This window comes from Rhodococcus sp. PvP016 (genome assembly GCF_017832185.1).
In the GTDB taxonomy this organism is placed as follows: domain Bacteria; phylum Actinomycetota; class Actinomycetes; order Mycobacteriales; family Mycobacteriaceae; genus Rhodococcoides.
Genome location: NZ_JAFIBH010000001.1, coordinates 101151 through 118634 on the forward strand (window position 1 = coordinate 101151; position 17484 = coordinate 118634).

General features: G+C 69.8%; 8 protein-coding genes. 7 read left to right on the top strand and 1 reads right to left on the bottom strand.

Annotation, left to right across the window (positions count from 1 at the left end; translation table 11 throughout):
* The first annotated feature begins 186 nt into the window (after positions 1-186).
* The 7 genes from JOE30_RS00425 (at position 187) to JOE30_RS00455 (ending at position 8627) form a co-directional block, all read left to right on the top strand.
* Positions 187-1596: a wax ester/triacylglycerol synthase domain-containing protein gene (locus tag JOE30_RS00425; RefSeq protein ID WP_204868939.1), complete on the top strand. Its 1410-nt coding sequence runs from the start codon at positions 187-189 to the stop codon at positions 1594-1596.
* 103 nt (positions 1597-1699) lie between these two features.
* A complete protein-coding gene (locus tag JOE30_RS00430; protein WP_204868940.1) occupies positions 1700-3160 on the top strand; it encodes a wax ester/triacylglycerol synthase domain-containing protein in 1461 nt (486 codons plus the stop codon).
* Positions 3157-4176, top strand: a complete 1020-nt coding sequence (locus JOE30_RS00435; RefSeq protein ID WP_204868941.1) for a hypothetical protein — start codon at positions 3157-3159, stop codon at positions 4174-4176. Before JOE30_RS00430 ends, JOE30_RS00435 begins: the two co-directional genes overlap by 4 nt.
* Positions 4177-4405: 229 nt before the next feature.
* Positions 4406-5404 (top strand): ATP-binding cassette domain-containing protein, encoded by a 999-nt coding sequence (locus tag JOE30_RS00440; RefSeq protein ID WP_204868942.1) that lies wholly within the window; start codon positions 4406-4408, stop codon positions 5402-5404.
* Positions 5401-6201 carry an ABC transporter permease gene (locus tag JOE30_RS00445; RefSeq protein ID WP_204868943.1) on the top strand — a complete coding sequence of 267 codons (801 nt, stop codon included), beginning with the start codon at positions 5401-5403 and terminating at the stop codon, positions 6199-6201. Before JOE30_RS00440 ends, JOE30_RS00445 begins: the two co-directional genes overlap by 4 nt.
* Positions 6198-7043: an ABC transporter permease gene (locus tag JOE30_RS00450; protein ID WP_204868944.1), complete on the top strand. Its 846-nt coding sequence runs from the start codon at positions 6198-6200 to the stop codon at positions 7041-7043. Before JOE30_RS00445 ends, JOE30_RS00450 begins: the two co-directional genes overlap by 4 nt.
* Positions 7044-7187: 144 nt before the next feature.
* Positions 7188-8627, top strand: coding sequence for a WS/DGAT domain-containing protein (locus JOE30_RS00455; protein ID WP_204868945.1), 1440 nt, complete (start codon positions 7188-7190; stop codon positions 8625-8627).
* On the opposite strand, the gene JOE30_RS00460 is transcribed toward JOE30_RS00455, so the two are convergent.
* On the bottom strand, positions 8624-17119 hold the full coding sequence (locus JOE30_RS00460) for a non-ribosomal peptide synthetase (RefSeq protein ID WP_204868946.1): 8496 nt from the start codon (positions 17117-17119) through the stop codon (positions 8624-8626). The two genes, JOE30_RS00455 and JOE30_RS00460, sit on opposite strands and share 4 nt — an antisense overlap.
* Positions 17120-17484: the final 365 nt, after the last annotated feature.

Genomic DNA, 17484 nt, shown 5'->3' on the forward strand with positions numbered 1-17484 from the left:
GGGCGTGCGACCGTGCACGAGGAAGAAGATTCGTCATTCCGGTAACGCCGGCCGAAAACGGGGCGATCATCGGTTACAGGCGGCCGAACGAGGCTGCGGCCCGGTGACAGTGTTCCGGCCCCGACCGAGACGAAGGCGGTACTTCCGATGGCGACACGACGACATACCTCCGCGGTGGGTGAGCCGATGGCACCGCGGGACGCGCTGAACTACTACTTCGAGAGTGAGCGCACGCCGGGCACCATCGTGCACGGCATCGTCGTGGACGCCGCGCGGTCGAACGGATCGCTGCGCACGCGCGCGGATGTCGAGCGCTTCGCGCGGAGCGTGCTCGACCTGCACCCCCTGTTCCGGCGTCGTCTGCGGACGACGATCGCCCACCTCGCCTTTCCCGTGTGGGTCGAGTGCGACGTCGACGTCCCCGCACACGTGTTCGTCCACGATGCAACCGATGCCGACGAGCACCCGGACCACTTCCTGCGTCGACTGGTGATGGACGCCTCGAGCACACCGTTCGACTTCGACGTCCCCGCGTGGCAGATCCATCTCGTGACAGGCCTGCGCGGGGTACCGGGCGTTCCCGAGGGCGGCAGCGTGCTCCTCCTCAAGGTGCACCACAGCGCCATCGACGGGATGGGCACGACGTCGCTCGTCCACCGGATGCTGGCGCCGCCGTCCGCGGACGTCTCGGCGCACCGCAACGACGTCTTCGACCGCGAGAGCGTCGCCGTGCCGACCCCGTTCGCCGCTCTTCGTTCGCTCCCCCGGGAGTTCGCCGGTTTCGCCGGCCGCGGCTTCCGCCGGTGGCGTGCGGTCCGGCAGCTCGAGCCTGCGCAGCGACCCACCGCTCATCGCTACCCGGCCACGCGTTTCAATCGAAATCTCGCGCCGGACATGACGTTCGGAATGGCATGGTTCGACCTCGATCGTGTTCGCGCGATCAAGTCCGCCGTCCCTGGCACGACCGTGAACGACGTCGTCATGACAGTGGTGTCGATCGCCCTGTCGGACTACCTGGCCGGCGAACTTCCCGCCACGAGCCTCGGGGCGTCCTTCCCCGTCAACGTGCGCACCGTCGACACGACGGGCGAGACCGCGAACCAGCTCGCGATCGCCGTGGTCGATCTGTTCACCGACGTCGCGGATCCGGTCGACCGTCTGCGCGCGGTCTCCGCGGCAGCACGCGAGCGCAAGTCCGACCTCGCGACGCGGCTCCGCAGCCTCCCCTCCCATCCCATGAACTCCGCGCCGGCGCCGCTCCTCGCGGCGATCGCTCGACTCGTGCCACGCCGCCCCGCTGCCCCGACGACGACCGGCACGAACACGATGATCTCCAACATCGCCTACGGCGACGACCGGATGGAGTTGGCGGGCGCGCCCGTGACGGGGGTGTTCGCGCCCCTCCCCGTGGTGGAGGGGGTCCAACTCGCACACGTCGTCGTGTCGGCCGGCCGTCGGATGTGCCTGACCGCGGTGTCCCACCGCGCCCTGATGCCGGACGTCGACCACTACACGGCACTGCTCGCCTCGGCGGTCGACATGCTCGCGGTCGCGACCGGTACCAGCGAGCGCGCGTCCGTCGTCACCGTTGCTTAGCATGCCTACAGTCTCGTTACAGCGCGGAAACAATCGTGAAGCTTGTACAGAACGGTCGGTCGGAGTAACTTTCCCCTTCATCACATCGCTGAAGGGCCGAGACATGACCATGGCACGTCGGGGCACGGCCGAACGCGGTACCGCCATGCACGCACGCGACGCGCTCAATCTCTTCTTCGAGTCACCGCTGACGTCCGCGGCCGTGGTGCACTGCTACGTCCTGGCCGACGGCGCGGCGGTGCGCTCCGTCGCCGATGCCGCCGAGTTCGGGCGGGGCATCCTCGCGCTCGACCCGCTCTTCACCCGGCGGCTGGTGTCGGTCCCCGCCGACCTGGCGTTCCCTCACTGGGTACCGACCCGGGTCGACGTCACCGAGCACGTGTACGTGCACACACCGCCGGCGGGGCGGAGCCGCGACCTGCTCGTGTCGATGATCACCGACTTCACGACCACACCGCTGCCGCGTGAACGCCCGCCGTGGGAGTTCCACTTCGTCCTCGACGTCACCGGCATCGACGGAGTGGCCGAGGGCGCCACCGTGGTGATCTTCCGGAGCCACCACAGCGCGATCGACGGTATGGGGTCGGTCGAACTGGTGAACCGCGTCTTCGGTGCGAACCCGACACCTCGCGTGGACACGGACACCGCGGTGGACGTCCCGGGTCCCGTCCGAGCGGCACGCGCACTCCCGCGCGACATCGTCACCCTCACCGGAGCGGCGCTCCGGCGGCGAACGGCGGCCCGAGCGCTGACGGCCTCGTCCGACTCCGGCACCGCAGCGCACGGGTCTTTCCCCGCCACGCGCTTCAACCGTCGGGTACGCCCGTCGATGGTCTTCGACATGACGTTCTTCGAGATGAGCCGCGTCCGCGCACTGAAGAACAGGGCCGGAGGCGTCACCCTCAACGACGTCATGGTCACGGTCGTCTCGCTCGCGCTCTCCGCGTACCTCGCGGAGGACGGTGAGCTGCCCACGGACTCGTTGGGCACCACCATCCCGGTGAGCACGCGCGCCATGGGGGAGAGCACCAACGCCAACCGGATCACGATCGCGAAGCTGTCGCTGCACACCGACGTGATCGATCCGGTGGTGCGTCTGCGGGCCGTGCACGCGTCGGCGTCGCGGGCCAAGGACGACGCCACCGTCATCGCCACCCGGCTGCCGGCGCATCCACTCACCGTGATGCCTGCGCCGCTGATGGCGCTGCTGGCGAAGACGATGAGGTCACCGGCTGCACCGGCACGGGTCGCCACCAACACGATGATCACCAACGTGCCCTACGGCGTGGGCGGAGTCACGATCGCCGGATCACCCATGGTGGGCGTCTTCGGGCCCCTCCCCACCGTCACCGGGGTGGCTCTGGCGCACGCCGTCGCCACCTTCGGCGCGTCGATGTTCGTGTCGGTCACGTCCGTGGAGGACGTGATGCCGGACACCGCTCGATACATCCGCCACATCCGCACCGCATTCGACCGACTGGAGGCGGCGGTCACTCCGAGCGACGCCCGTCCGCCGGCCGCGCGGGCCGCCGTCACCCCCACGGCGATCACGGTCTCGCCGTGACGTCCTCTCGCTCGTTCCGCAGCCCGAACACGCACACCGAAGGACACGCCATGGCGCCCCGACACAGCCGTACTCCCGTCACCACGACGGACACCCCTCGCGCATCCGTCGGCGTCTGGACGTATGCCCCCACGTCTCTCCGCCGTCACGTGTTCGTCGTGCGTCCGGGAGCCGAGAGTTCCACGCCGGACCGGATGTCGAGGCACCTGACCGACCTCGCTACCGAAGCAGGTCTGCTCGGAACCGACGAGCACGCCCGGGTGACCGTCCATGCGCCGGGCACCGCGGCCGGCTCCGTCGTCGCGCTTCTCGACGCCGCGCACCCGTCGACCGACGCACTGTGGTGCCTCGACGTCTTCACCGAGGTCGCGGGCTTCGACGCGGTGCCGAGCGGCTCGGCGGTCGCGGTGTTCCGCGCCGTAGGCGGGCCCGTCGAGTCGCGCACGATCACCCGCATCGTCGAGACCGTCCTCGCTCCCGGCCGTCCCGCTCGTCCGGGAGGGCCCGTGGCACGCCACGCGTACCGACCGTTCGACGGCGCCGACGCACCGGCGTGCCCGGCACCACTGGGTGACGCCCGTTCGCTCGTCGCGCAGTTCTCCACCGTCCGGCTCGAGCAGATCTCCGCGGGACTCGGTCAGACCACCGTCGCGGACGTGGTGTCGACGGTCGTCTCGACCGCCGTGCAGCGCGCGGTTCCGGCCGGGACGGTGCCCGTCACCGCTCTGCACGTCGCGGACATGCCGGTCCCGCCGTCCGGGGTCGACACGCCCGACCTCCTTTCCTTCGGACCGCACATCGCGGAGGACGCGCGTTCCATCACCGCCACCGTGTGCCGTGTCGGGGCAGCCACCGTGGTGACGCTCTCCTCGTCGGTGCCCGCACTCGACCTCGCCACTGTTCTGCACCACGTGGAGGACGGGCTGCGAAGCCTGGAGAACTCCGCCGCCGCCCAGTTCTCACGCCTCGGAACACTCTCTCGCCACACACGGGAGCATGCGAACGTCGCCTCCTGACTCTGGTGCCACCACACGGTCGAACGAGTCGGTCCGCGTCCTCGGACGTGGTGGGACTCGATCCACCACCACGGCTCCCACGTGGAAGAAGTAACATCGGTCGGGGTTCGCGGGATGACTTCGACAGTGCCGCACGCTCGACACGTCGCTCCGCGACCGACTCGGTCGGGCATGATCGCTCTCGAGCGACGAGCACTGACGACACCGCACCCGACGACAGTGGAGACCAATGCCATCAGACGACACAGCCGTACTCGTAGAGGACGTTCACAAGTCCTTCGGAACGGTTGACGCACTGCGCGGCATCGATTTCAGCGTCCCCACCGGCTCCATCCTCGGTGTTCTCGGGCCCAACGGCGCCGGTAAGACCACCACCGTCAAGGTGCTCGCGACGCTGGTCCGACCGGATCGCGGACGCGCCGTGGTGTCCGGCCACGACGTGGCACAGGATCCTGCGGCCGTCCGGCGTTCCATCCTCATGACGGGCCAGTACGCCGCTCTCGACGACGCCCTGACCGGCCGGGAGAACCTCGTCCTCTTCGGTCGTCTCATGGGGCTGACGAAGAAGTCTGCCCGTGTGCGCGCCGAGAACCTTCTCCACGACTTCGATCTGCTCGAGGCCGGGGATCGACAGGTCCGCGGCTACTCCGGCGGTATGCGGCGACGCATCGACATCGCGTGCGGTCTCGTGGTGCGTCCGAAGGTCGTGTTCCTCGACGAGCCGACCACCGGACTCGACCCGCGCAGCCGTAAGGCGGTGTGGTCACTCGTGTCGTCGCTGCGAGATCAGGGCATCACGACGCTGCTGACCACGCAGTACCTCGAGGAAGCCGACGTTCTCAGCGACAGCATCATCGTCATCGATCGCGGTCGCGTCATCGCGCAGGGCACGGCCGACGAGTTGAAGTCGATGACGGGCGGCAACTACTGCCACATCAGCCCGCTGGATCCCACTGAACTGCGCCGCGCCGCGGATGCTCTCGCCGGTCTGCTGCCGCCGACCTTCAGTGCCGCCGACCTGCAGGGCGACAGCATCATCATTCCCGCACCGGACGGCCCCGGCACGCTGGCCGAGGCTCTGAAGAGGCTCGACGCCGCGGGCATCGAGCTGTCCGACATCGGTCTGCGCCGCCCGTCCCTCGACGACGTGTTCCTGAGCCTCACCGGTCAGTCGCAGGGTGATGCGGCTCCGGCCGATTCCGCCATCGGCTCGGGCGCACCCTCGTGACGGCCACTCGAGACGCAGGACGCGTCTCGCACCGAGCGCCGGAACCCACAGCGTTCAAGCAGTGGGCGAGCCTGTCCGGACGGTCTCTGGGATCGATGGCCAGGTCCGGCAGCCTCGTGGTCGCCGTGGTGGCACCGGCCGTCTACACGGTCGGCTTCTACCTGCCGCTCCGGCTCGTCATGCAGTTCCAGGGTCTGGACTACGCCCAGTTCCTCATGCCGATCATCTGCCTGCAGGCCATGGCGTTCACCGCCATCTCCGCAGCGCAGCGCGCGGCCATCGAGGGTCAGTCGGGGATGACCACCCGACTGCAGACGATGCCGGTCACCCCGTGGGTCCCGCTGCTGTCGAGAGCGACGGCCAATCTGGTGCACGCGAGCCTCTCCCTGATAGCCGCGCTGGTCTACGGCTCCCTCATCGGGTTCAGATTCCAGGCAGGACTCGACGACGCCGTCATCTTCATGCTGTTCGCACTTCTCGTCGGCGCGGCGCTGACCACGGGCGGCGACGCGATCGGGTCGTTGTCCCGGTCCCCCGAGGCCACCAGCCAGGCACTGACCCTTCCCCAGCTGATCCTCGGCATGTTGTCGTCGGGCTTCGTTCCCGAGACAGGTTTCCCCGAATGGATCCGTCCGTTCGTCCGCAACCAACCCATCTCCCTCTTCTCCAAGGCCATGCGTGACATGGCCGAAGGGGGCGTCAACTCCGCGACACTGTGGCCGGCGATCGCCTGGGCGGTGGGCCTCATCGTGGTCCTCGTGCCGCTCGCGGTCTGGGCCAGCACGAGGCGATCATGACCGACACCACGTCCGAATCCCGCTTCGATCTGCGCGCGCTCCCCGAACCGGAACGCCTCGTGAGCGAACGCAGCCTCGCCGGGCTGGCGTCGCAGAGCGTGCTGCACTGCGGCCGCCTGCTCCGTCGCTGGGCTCGCGATCCGCTCACCATCATCCAGGCCGTCGTGTACCCGGTGGTCTTCCTTCTCATGCTCCGCACGGTGCTCGGCAACTCCGTGTCGGCGGCCACCGGGGAGAACAGCATCTTCGGTACCGTCCCACTGATCGCCATGGTCGCCGCGATGTCCGGGTCGCTCGCGAGCGCGGTGGGTCTGCGCCGAGAGCGTGCGGCCGGTCTGGTGTCCCGCTTCCAGACCCTGCCGGTGCACCGCGCCGCGGGTCTGGTGGGTCGACTCCTGGCCGAGACCGCCCGCATCGTCACCACGACGTTGCTCATCGTCGTCGTCGGGTTCACGCTCGGATTCCGGTTCGAGCAGGGGCCCGTTCCCGGCGTGCTGGCGATGCTCGTGCCGCTGGCGTTCGGCCTCGGGTTCGCGGTGTTCGTCACCTCGGCCGCGATCGTGACCACCACCTTCCCTCTGGTCGAGGCCGTCGGAATGGTGTTCACCATTCTCATGTTCTTCAATTCCGGTTTCGTCCCGACGCGGGCCTATCCGACGTGGTTGCAACCGTTCGTCGAGCACAACCCCATTTCCTGTGCCGTCGATTCGATGAAGGGCCTCACGCTCGGTGGCCCGGTCACCTCCCCGCTACTGCAGTCGCTGGCCTGGTCGTTCGGGTTGTTCCTGGTGTTCGTGGGGCCTGCGGTGCGTGGGTACCGTCGCGCCGCCGAGACGTTCTGACGCTGCCGCGACCGGCCGGTCACAATGGCCGTCCGATCGGCACGAAAAGGGCGTAACAGAACGCTCGGTTCCGGCAATGTAGTCGCTGTAGGCGCGGCCCGCGGATGCTGGTCGGCGCAGTGGCCGAACGCGAGGACCGACGACGTGACACGATTCCGACAGCCCTTCATCGGCGTTCGAGTATCACCCCGGGACGCGATCAACGTCCTCGCGGAGAGCGAGCGGGTGATCGCCAACCTCGTCGACGTGATGGTGTTCGACGCCGCCGACACGATGGGAGCGTCCCCGACCCACGCGACGGTGTGCGCGTGGATGCGTGGACGTCTCGACGTGTCCCCCGTGTTCCGCCGGCGTCTCCGACGGCGCGCCGGAGATCTCGGTGACCCGTTCTGGGTGACCGGCGACGTGCACCTCGAGGACCATGTGGTCGTCACGTCGATGGATCGAGCGGGATGGGACCCCGTCGAGCGCCACATCGCTCGGGTCATGGTGGCTCCGATGACACTGGCGTCCTCGGGGTGGGAACTGCACGTCCTGACGGGCATTCACGGCGTGCCCCACCTTCCGGACGGCGCGACCGCGGTGGTGATCAAGGTCCATCACGCGTCGATGGACGGGTTGGGGCTGGTGGCGGTGGTCCGGGCCCTGTTCGCGTCTCCCGACCTCTCGCACGACGGACGTGTCGCGGAGCGCCGCGGAACCGCGGTTCCGGGCCCGATTCCGCCGCTGTGGAAGGACGCCGCCACGATGCCCCGCCGGGCGGCGTTGTTCGTCCGGACGATGGCGGCCGTGCGCCGGACCGCCCCCGCGACGCCGCGGCCACCGCGGCCCGCGACCCGATTCAACGCCCGGATCGCACTCGACCACCGCGTCCGGGTCGTCTGGCTGGACCTCGCACACGTCCGGGCGATCTCGCGAGCCGTTCCCGGAATCACCGTGAACGACGTGCTGCTCACGGCCGTCTCCCTGGCACTCGGCCGGTTCCTCGACGAGGCAGGGGAACACCCCGGAGCCACGTTGAGCACGACCATGCCTCTCGACATCCACGCGACCCACGACACCGCGGCGGCGAATCAGACCACGTTCGCGGACGTCGACCTGCACACCACTGTCGTCGACCCGCTCCTGCGTCTCCGGGCTGTGCACGCCTCGGCTGCTGACGCCAAGAGGCGGGTGCAGGATCTGACGGCGCGGCACGAGGTCGGTCCTTTCGACATCGCCCCGCCCCTCCTCCTACGAGCGATCGGCGCCCTGTCCTCACTGGCTCCTCACGACCGTCCGACTGTGCCGTCCACCACCGTGGTGTCGAACATGCCGCACGGACGCGACGACCTGTGGTTCCTGGGCGCCCGCGCCGTGGCCGCGTTCATGCCGATGCCCACGGTCGACGGCATGGGCCTGATCCACCACGTCACGTCGCTCGGCGACCGTCTGGCACTCACCGTGACGGTCGAGTCGACCATGATGGCGGAGCCGGACCGCTACTGCGAGATGATCCGGGACGCCGTGGACGCGCTCGCGGCGGCCACGTTCGACGACGTCGCCGCACGTGCAGCGGTTCCCGCGAGCGTCGACACCGACTAGCCCCGCAGCGCCGACCCGGTGAGCACCGTGACGTCCGGCGGCGCCGCGGGTGCCTGATCGGCATCGCTCACGACGATGACCTCGAGGTCGTCCAGTGCCTGCGTGTCGAGGGACGCGAGCTGGGACTCGGACAGCACGACATGGGTGACCCACTCGTCGGCGAGCGCGTCGGCGAGATCGTCGGAGGCGTCGAGACTCACGGTCGTCGCCCCGGCCGCGGCAGCGACCACCACGGCGAGCACCTCGAGGTCCAGCGGCGCCCCGGCGGCCACCGCCACCCGCGATTCGTACGTCACCTGCAGACTGTCCGCGGTGATGCACGAGGCGAGCGCCGCGTGCGTCAGCGTGGCATCGCCCAGGGCGACCAGCGGATCACCCGGCCCGGCGGGCACGATGCCGTCCACGGCGGACAGCGGTCCGACCGGGCCCTGCGTGAAACGGTCGTCGGACGTCACCCGGATCGCGGTGTCCGCGTCCGTCAGCGTCGCGCCGATCTTCGCCGCGGCCCAGGTCGCCGCGATCCTGTCCTCGGGTGCCTCGACCAGCGGGGTCACCGTTCGGCCGGGGCCGCCACCCTCGGCCAGCAGGACCCGGGCGATGCGATTGGACCGGGCGTCCATCTCGGCCCAGCTGATCTCGAACTCGCCCCGTGCGTACGCGGGAGCTCCCGGATCCGCTTCGACGGACGCGGTGATCATCGCGGGCAGGTTGACGGACTCCGGCCGACTCGTCGGCGCGGCCGCAGCCACCGGCTCGTCGGAGTCGGTCGGCGTGCCCGAGGCCAGGGCGATCGAGGAGACGGCACGGCCCGGATCCGCCACCACCGCATCGAGCGCGGACGAGAAGACGGTGGCGAAGGTGGCCGCGGTGGCCTCGTCGAACAGATCGGTGGCATAGGTGACGATGCCCGTCACCGGCTCCGAGTGCTCGCGGTGAGGCGAGTCCTCGATGGTCAGCGTGAGGTCGAACTGGGCGGGATCGAACGGGTTCTGCAACTGCTCGACGTGCAGACCCGCGAGATCGATCTCCGAACGCTCGGTGTTCTGGTACGCCAGAGCCACGCGGAACAGCGACGACGACCGCGCGGGCGCCACCGCCTCGACCACGGTGTCGAACGGCACGTCGGCGTGGGCGAACGCCGAGAGGGCGACACCCCGCGCATCGTCGACGAGATCGACGACGGACGCATCCTCGTCGACCACCAGGCGCAGCACCAGGGTGTTCACGAGCATGCCGACGAGAGGATCGAGTTCGGCGCTGCCTCGACCCGCCACCGCGGTACCGACGCAGATGTCGGGGGACCCGCTGATGCGCGACAGGGCGACGGACAGGGCCGCGTGCACGACCATGAACGGAGTCGCGCGCCGCTCGCGCGCCAGATCGCGGACCAGCTCGTACGTCTGCGCCGGAATCTCGAAGCGCACGGAGGCACCGACACCGGACGGTGCCGGAGGACGCGAACGGTCCTGCGGCAAGGAGAGCTCACCGGGCAGCCCTGCCAGGGTCTCGCGCCAGTAGGCGAGCTGACGTGCCGAGACCGACTCGGGATCGGCCGGGTCGCCGAGCAGCGTGCGGTGCCACAGGGCGTAGTCCGCGTACTGGACCTCGAGCGGCGTCCACGCCGGCAGCACGCCCGCCGTGCGCGACGCGAATGCCGTCACGACGTCGACGGTGAGGGGCGCGATCGAGAAGCCGTCGGCCGCGATGTGGTGCACGACCACGACGAGCACGTGCTCCTCGTCGCCGAGGCGGAACAACTCGATGCGCAGCGGTACCTGTGTCGTCACGTCGAACGGCGTGGTCGCCACCGCCACCACACGCGCCGCGAGCTCGGCCTCCGTCACCGGGATCGGGGTCAGAGGTCGGGCGACCGCTGCGAGCACGGACTGACGCCCGTGACCGTCGACATCGGGGTAGACGGTGCGCAACGTCTCGTGTCGGGCGACGACGTCGTCGACCGCGACGCGCAGGGCATCCACATCGAGTGGTCCCGTGAGCCGCAGGCCCATCGGCAGGTTGTACGTCGCCGCAGTCGGATCGACACGGTTGGCGAGCCAGAGCCGTTGCTGCGCCGGAGCGAGAGGAACCACCTCGGGACGCGGAGCCGACGTCAGGTGTCGGCTCGTGGTGACGACGGCGTCGAGGCTGTCCGCGAGGTCGGCCACCGTGGCCGCGTCGAAGACGGCGCGCAGCGGCACCCGCACACCCAGCTCGTCTCCGATGCGGGCCGCGACGCGGGTCGCCACCAGCGAGTTCCCGCCGAGAGCGAAGAAGTTGTCGTTGAGCCCGACGCGCTCCACGTCCAGGAGTTCGGCGAGGACCTCGGCCACGACGCGTTGCTCCTGCGTGTGCGGCGCGCGGTATCGCTGCACGTCCACCACCGGGTCGGGCAGCGCCGAGCGATCGAGCTTGCCGCTCGCGCTGACGGGCAGCGCGTCGAGGACCACCACGACCGGCACCATGTACGCCGGCAGAATGCGCGCCGCGTCCGCTCGGAGCAGGTCGGTGTCGACCGTCGCTCCCGGCGCGGGCACGACGTAGGCGACGAGCGTGTCGTCGCGGACGATGGCGACCGAACGGGCGACGCGCGACGACGCGGAGACCGCTGCCTCCACCTCGCCGAGTTCGATGCGCAGTCCGCGCAATTTGACCTGATGGTCGACGCGCCCCGCGAACTCCAGATGGCCGTGGTGGTTCCACCGGGCCAGGTCACCGGTGCGGTACATGCGCGCACCGTCGTGACCGGGCAGTGCGACGAACCGGTCCGCCGTCAGGTCCGGACGCCCGTGATACCCCCGCGCAGCCTGGACACCGCACAGATACAGCTCGCCCACGACACCGTCGGGCACGGGCCGGAAGCGACCGTCGAGCACGAGCGCGGCGGTGCCGTCGACCGGGATACCGATCGGCACGGACGGCGGTTCGCCCCGCCCGACCGGATGCGCCGTCGCGTGGACCGCGAACTCGGTGGGCCCGTACAGGTTGTGCACGTCGATGTCGCACTTCTCGCGGAACGTGTCCACCGCGGCACGACCGAGGGCCTCTCCCGCCAGGAACACCAGACGCAGTGACCGGCAGGCGTAGTCGTCCGCGGCCTCGGTGAAGACGGCGAACATCGACGGGACGAACGACACGGCCGTCACGCCGTACCGCGAGATGGCCCGCATCAGGTACTCGGGATCACGGTGACCGTCGGGATCGGCGACGGCGAGCGTTCCCCCGACCGCCAGTGTCGCGAACATCTCCCACACCGAGACGTCGAAGGTCATCGGGGTCTTGGCGAGCACCACGTCGTTCTCGGTGAGCGCGTAGGTGCGTGCGAACCAGTCCACCTGGTGCGTGACGGCACCGTGCGGGACGGACACACCCTTCGGCACACCCGTGGAGCCGGACGTGAAGATGACGTAGGCGGTGGTGCCGGCGCGCACGGAGCCCGTCCGGTCGGCGTCGGTCAGCGGAGCGGACGAGACGGACGGATCGTCGAGCGCCGCCAGTGACACGGCGCGCTCGCCCGCGACCGGGAGTGCGTCGGGCTCGGCCACGACGACGCAGCGCGCCGCGGTGGCGGCGACGATCTGATCGATGCGGGCCGCAGGCTGCTCCGGATCCACGGGGACGTACGCGCCACCGGCCTCGAGCACGGCGTACACCGCGACGAGTGCGTCGACCGAGCGCGGGAGAGCGACGACGACGGCGACCTCCGGGCCGACGCCACGCTCGACCAGGGAGCGGGCGACGCGATTCACGCGCGCTGCGACGTCTCCGTACGTGTGCGAACCCGCGGCGTCGACGAGTGCCGTCGCGTCGGGGTTCTCGGCCGCACGCCGACGGAACCGCGAGGTCAGCGAGACCGCCTCCGTGGTCCCCTCCGGCAGTACGGGCGTCGTGATGCGCTCGCGTTCCCTTCCGCCGAGAAGGTCGATCTCGTCGAGGACGACATCGGGATCCGCCGCCACCGCGCGGGCGACGGCCACGAAGCGCTCTGCGAGGGACCCGATGGTCTCCCGGTCGAACAGGTCCGTCGCGTACGCGATGGTCGCGGCGAGACCGTCCGGAGTTCCGAGCGGTGTCAGAGAGTCCACCAGGGTGAACTGGAGGTCGAACTTGGCCACGCCCAGGTCGAACTCGACGGTCTCGAGGCGCAGGTCGGTCAGCTCGAAGTGCGCCTGACCGAGATTCTGGAACGACAGGAGCACCTGGAAGATGGGGTGCCGCGCACGCGAGCGCGGCGGATCGATGACCTCCACGAGCCGCTCGAACGGGACGTCGGCGTGGGCGAACGCACCGAGATCCTGCTCGCGGATGTGCGCGAGCAGGTCGCGGTATCCGGCGCCGGCGTCGACGCGGGTACGCAGCGCGAGGGTGTTGACGAACATGCCGATCATGTCGTCGACGGCGGCGTCGCCGCGGCCGGCGACCGGTGTCCCCACCGTCACGTCGTCCGTGCCCGAGTGGCGTGCGAGCACGACTGCCAGGATCGAGTGCACGACCATGAACAGCGTGGAACTGTTGGCGCGCGCCACGTCGACGAGCGCCGCATGAAGTTCCGGATCGATCGAGAAGGTGTGCGACGCACCGGCATACGTCGGTTCGGTGGGCCGCGACCGGTCGACCGGGAAGGGCAGCTCGTCCGGCAGGTCGGCGAGCGCGGTGAGCCAGTACCGCTCCTGCTGCGCGATGACCGACTCGGGATCGTTCTCGTCACCCAGGGCGTCGCGCTGCCACACCGAGAAGTCGGCGTACTGGACGGGAAGCGGCGCCCAGGTCGGTGCGAACCACGACACCCGGGCGCTGTAGGCCGCCATGAGATCGCGGGCGAGCGGAGCCATCGAGGCGCCGTCCGCAGAGATGTGGTGCACGACGACGGCGAGCACGTGCGTGTCGTACGAGGTCCGGAACAGGGTCGCCGCGACGGGAACCTCCTCCGTCACGTCGAACGCGCGACCGGCGAGCGCGGCCACCGCGGACGGCAGCGCGTTCTCGTGGACGTCGACAGGGGTGAGGTCCGGAACGATCGTCTCCGCCGTCATCGCGAGCTGCACGGGGCCTGTCGGGGTGTCCGGATACATCGTGCGGAGCGACTCGTGTCGATCGATCACGTCGAGCATCGCCACCTGCAGCGCCGGCACGTCGAGATCGCCGACCAACCGGACGGCGAACGGGATGTTGTAGGCGGCCGACGTCGGATCGAACCGGTTGAGGAACCACATGCGGCGCTGCGCGTACGACAACGGCGGCGCGTCCTCGAGCGCGTCCGAGTCGGCGGCCGTGCGGCGGACCAGGGGTGGCCGCGGTGGGACTCCGGACTCGAACTGCACCCGTGCCGCCAGGGCCGACACCGACGGCGCCTCGAACAGCGTCCGCACGGTCACCGTGGTGTCGAGGGCCTTGCCGAGCCGCGCGACCGCGCGAGTGGCGATCAACGAGTTGCCGCCGAGGGCGAAGAAGTCGTCGTCGCGACCGACCCGATCGACGCCGAGCAGCTCGCCGAACACCGACGCGACGATCTCCTCGACCGGCATGGACGGCGCCCGGAACTCGTGCACCTCGACGACCGGTTCGGGCAGACTTCGCCGGTCGATCTTGCCCTGGACGGTGATGGGGAGCGCATCGAGCACCATCACCGACGACGGCACCATGTGCGACGGCAGGCTCTGCACGGCGAAGCGGTGGATCTCGTCGCTGTCGACGGTGCGGCCGTCCTGCAGGACGACATAGGACGCGAGCGCGAGGGAGCCGGACGACGGTCGGTGCGCGATGGTGACGGACGCGCGGACGCTCTCGTGCATCGACAGCACCGCGTCGACCTCACCGAGCTCGACGCGCATCCCGCGGATCTTGATCTGGAAGTCGGCCCGGCCGACGTACGCGATCTCGGAGTCGGCCGACCAGCGCACCAGATCGCCCGTGCGGTACATCCGTGCGCCCGGCTCGTACGGCGACGCGACGAAGCGCCCCGACGTGACGCCGGGCGCGTGGACGTAGCCCCGCGCGACGGACGGCCCGGACAGATACAGCTCGCCGACGACGCCCTCGGGCACGGGCCGGAGCCACGGATCGAGAACGAGGCACGAGGCTCCGCGCACCAGGTGACCGACGGTGATCGGCGCGGCCGGATCCAGCGGCCGCGACATGTGGCTGATCATGGTGATCTCGGTGGGTCCGTACGCGTTGTACATGCGTCGGCCGGTACCCCACCGCGCCACGAGATCGGGTGGGCAGGCCTCGCCTGCGGTGACGACGTGCTGCACCTGATCGAGCCCGTCCGGATCGACCGAGGCCAGAGCGGCGGGGGTGATGGTCACGTGGGTGACCGCCTTCTCCGACAGGTAGCGCGAGAGTTCCTCGCCGCCGAAGACGTCCGCCGGCGACACCACCAGTGTCGCCGACCGGCTCAGGGCGGACAGCATCTCGAACAACGACGAGTCGAAGCTGGGCGAGGCCAGGGCCAGGACACGGGAGGACGACCCGACGTCCAGACGCAGAGCGATGTCCCGCGTCAGGTTCGCGACACCGCCGTTGCCGACGACGACGCCCTTCGGGAGACCGGTCGATCCCGAGGTGTAGATCATCCAGGCCGGAGTCTCGAGGTGGATCGGCGAGAGGCGATGGGCATCGGTGACCCGCGCCGGCGAGTACTGCGACACCAGGCGGTCGGTCTCGGCGGCGTCGATCGCGAGCCAGTCGAGTGCATCGGGGAGGCTCCCCGCGCGCGCCGTGTCGGTGATCCCGAGGATCGCCCCGGAGTCGGAGACGAGGTGCAGGATGCGCGCGGTGGGCAGCGCCGGGTCGATCGGCAGGAACGCCGCGCCCGTTCGCGCCACGGCCCACGTGCTGAGAATGGAATGCAGCGACCGTGGGAGGGCGATCGCCACCGTGGTCTCCGGCCCCGCGCCGCGCGAGACGAGCAGTCGAGCGATGCGGTTCGCCGACGCGTCCATCTCCGCATAGGTGAGGGCGCCGTGCGCCGTCTCGACGGCGATGGCGTCGGGAGACCCCGCGACCGCGTCGTCGATGACGTCGACGAACCGCCGGGGTCGGACACTCGATGCTCCTCGCGCGGGCACGAGGGTGGCGCGCTCCTGTGGGGAGAGGACCTCGATGTCGAGGACCCGGCCGTCCGCGGCGCTGTGGGAGAAGCGGCGGAGGTAGTCGAGGAACCGCGACCGCAGGTCCTCGACGCGCTGTTGGGTGTAGAGGTTGGGGTTGGACTCGAAGTCGATCTGCAGCTCGTCGCCGTCGCCGGGAGCCGGGTACAGGTTGATCGAGAGATCCTCGACCGGGCCGGTGGTGAGCACGTGGTACGACCCGCGGACGTCGCCGAGCACGATCTCGTTGTCGAACATCATCAAGTTCACGGTGGGACCGAAGAGACCGCGCGTGTTCGTCATCTCACCCGCGTCGCGCCGGATGTCCTCGTGCCGGTACCGCTGCCGTCGCAGAGCACCGGTGAGTTCGCGCTGCACGCGGTCGATGACGTCGGACACGGTGGCGGCGGCGTCGACGCGGACGACGAGGGGAACGACGTTGGAGACCATGCCGCCCGAGCGCCGCAGGACCGCGCTCGCGCGGCCCGACACGGGGAGGGACAGCACGACGTCGGTGGTTCCGGTGGTGCGGGAGACGAACGCCGAGAACGCGGCGATGGCCAGCGTGACCGTGGTGGTGCCGAGCGAGTCGACACCCTTCGCGAGAGATTCCGCGACCTCGACGGGAGTGCGTCCCGACGCCGCCCGGCACGGCACCGAGACCGGTGCGGTGCTGTCGACGAACGAGACTCCGGCGGGGAGCGTCTCGAACTTCTCGGCCCAGTGGCGACGGTCGTTCTCGAAGCGCGTCGACTCGCGGTAGGCGACGTCGTCGTCGTGGACCGTCCGGAGGTCGCCCGCCCGCGTCGGCGTCGGCTCGCGGCCCTCGACGAGCGCGGTGTAGTGCGCCGCGACCTGGCGGATCATGGTCATCGCACCGAAGCCGTCCAACACGATGTGGTGGATCCGGCAGTACCAGAAGTAGCGCTCGTCCTCGACCCGGATCAGGTAGGTGACGACCAGCCGGTCGGAGGTCATGTCCAGAGGTGCGGCGCACTCGGCGCGCATCCACTCGATCGCCGTCTCCACGGGAGTCCCGTCCTCGCGCAGATCGAGGAAACGCACCGTGTCGGTGATGGACAGGTCGACCACCTGGGCCGGCACTCCGTCCTCCTCGACGATGCGCACGAATCCGGACCCGAACTGCCGGCCGACCGAGATCATCGCCGCCTCGAGAGCCGCCGCGTCGACGGGTCCACGCAGGTCGACGTAGTGGGCGATCGACACCGGCACGGAGCCGGCGAGCTGCTGAGCGAACCAGATCCCGCGCTGAGCCGCGGTCAGGGGAACCGGGTCGAGCACGGGCGCGAGGCCGTCCTCACGGGTGCCGTCGTCCTCCGCGTCCGTCGCCTCGGCGATACCGACGCTTCGGTTCGCTACGCGCGCGGTGTCGAACGACTGCACAGACCTGGACCTCCGAATCCGGTGACGGCGCACTCTGCGTCGTCGATGAGGATCGCAACCCGGTCCGCGCCACGCTCGACTGCTGGTCCTCGATCCGGTTATTCAGTGTTTCACAGTCCCAAAACCCCGACAAGGCAACCGGTCCGAACACCGGGTTCGACTGCAGCGCCCGCCGTCGACGTTCGGCCCGAGCCGATCGTCGAAAGCGAGACGTGACCACTGATTCGTCCCGGTTCGGGAGAGTACACAAAATCTCACCGAGCCTTGTCGGGACCTGGCACGAACCACCTGGACGGAGACAACGCCGTTTACCGTGGTAGCCGCACCACCCGATGTGACATGCACAGGAGACCCCGTGAGCCGAT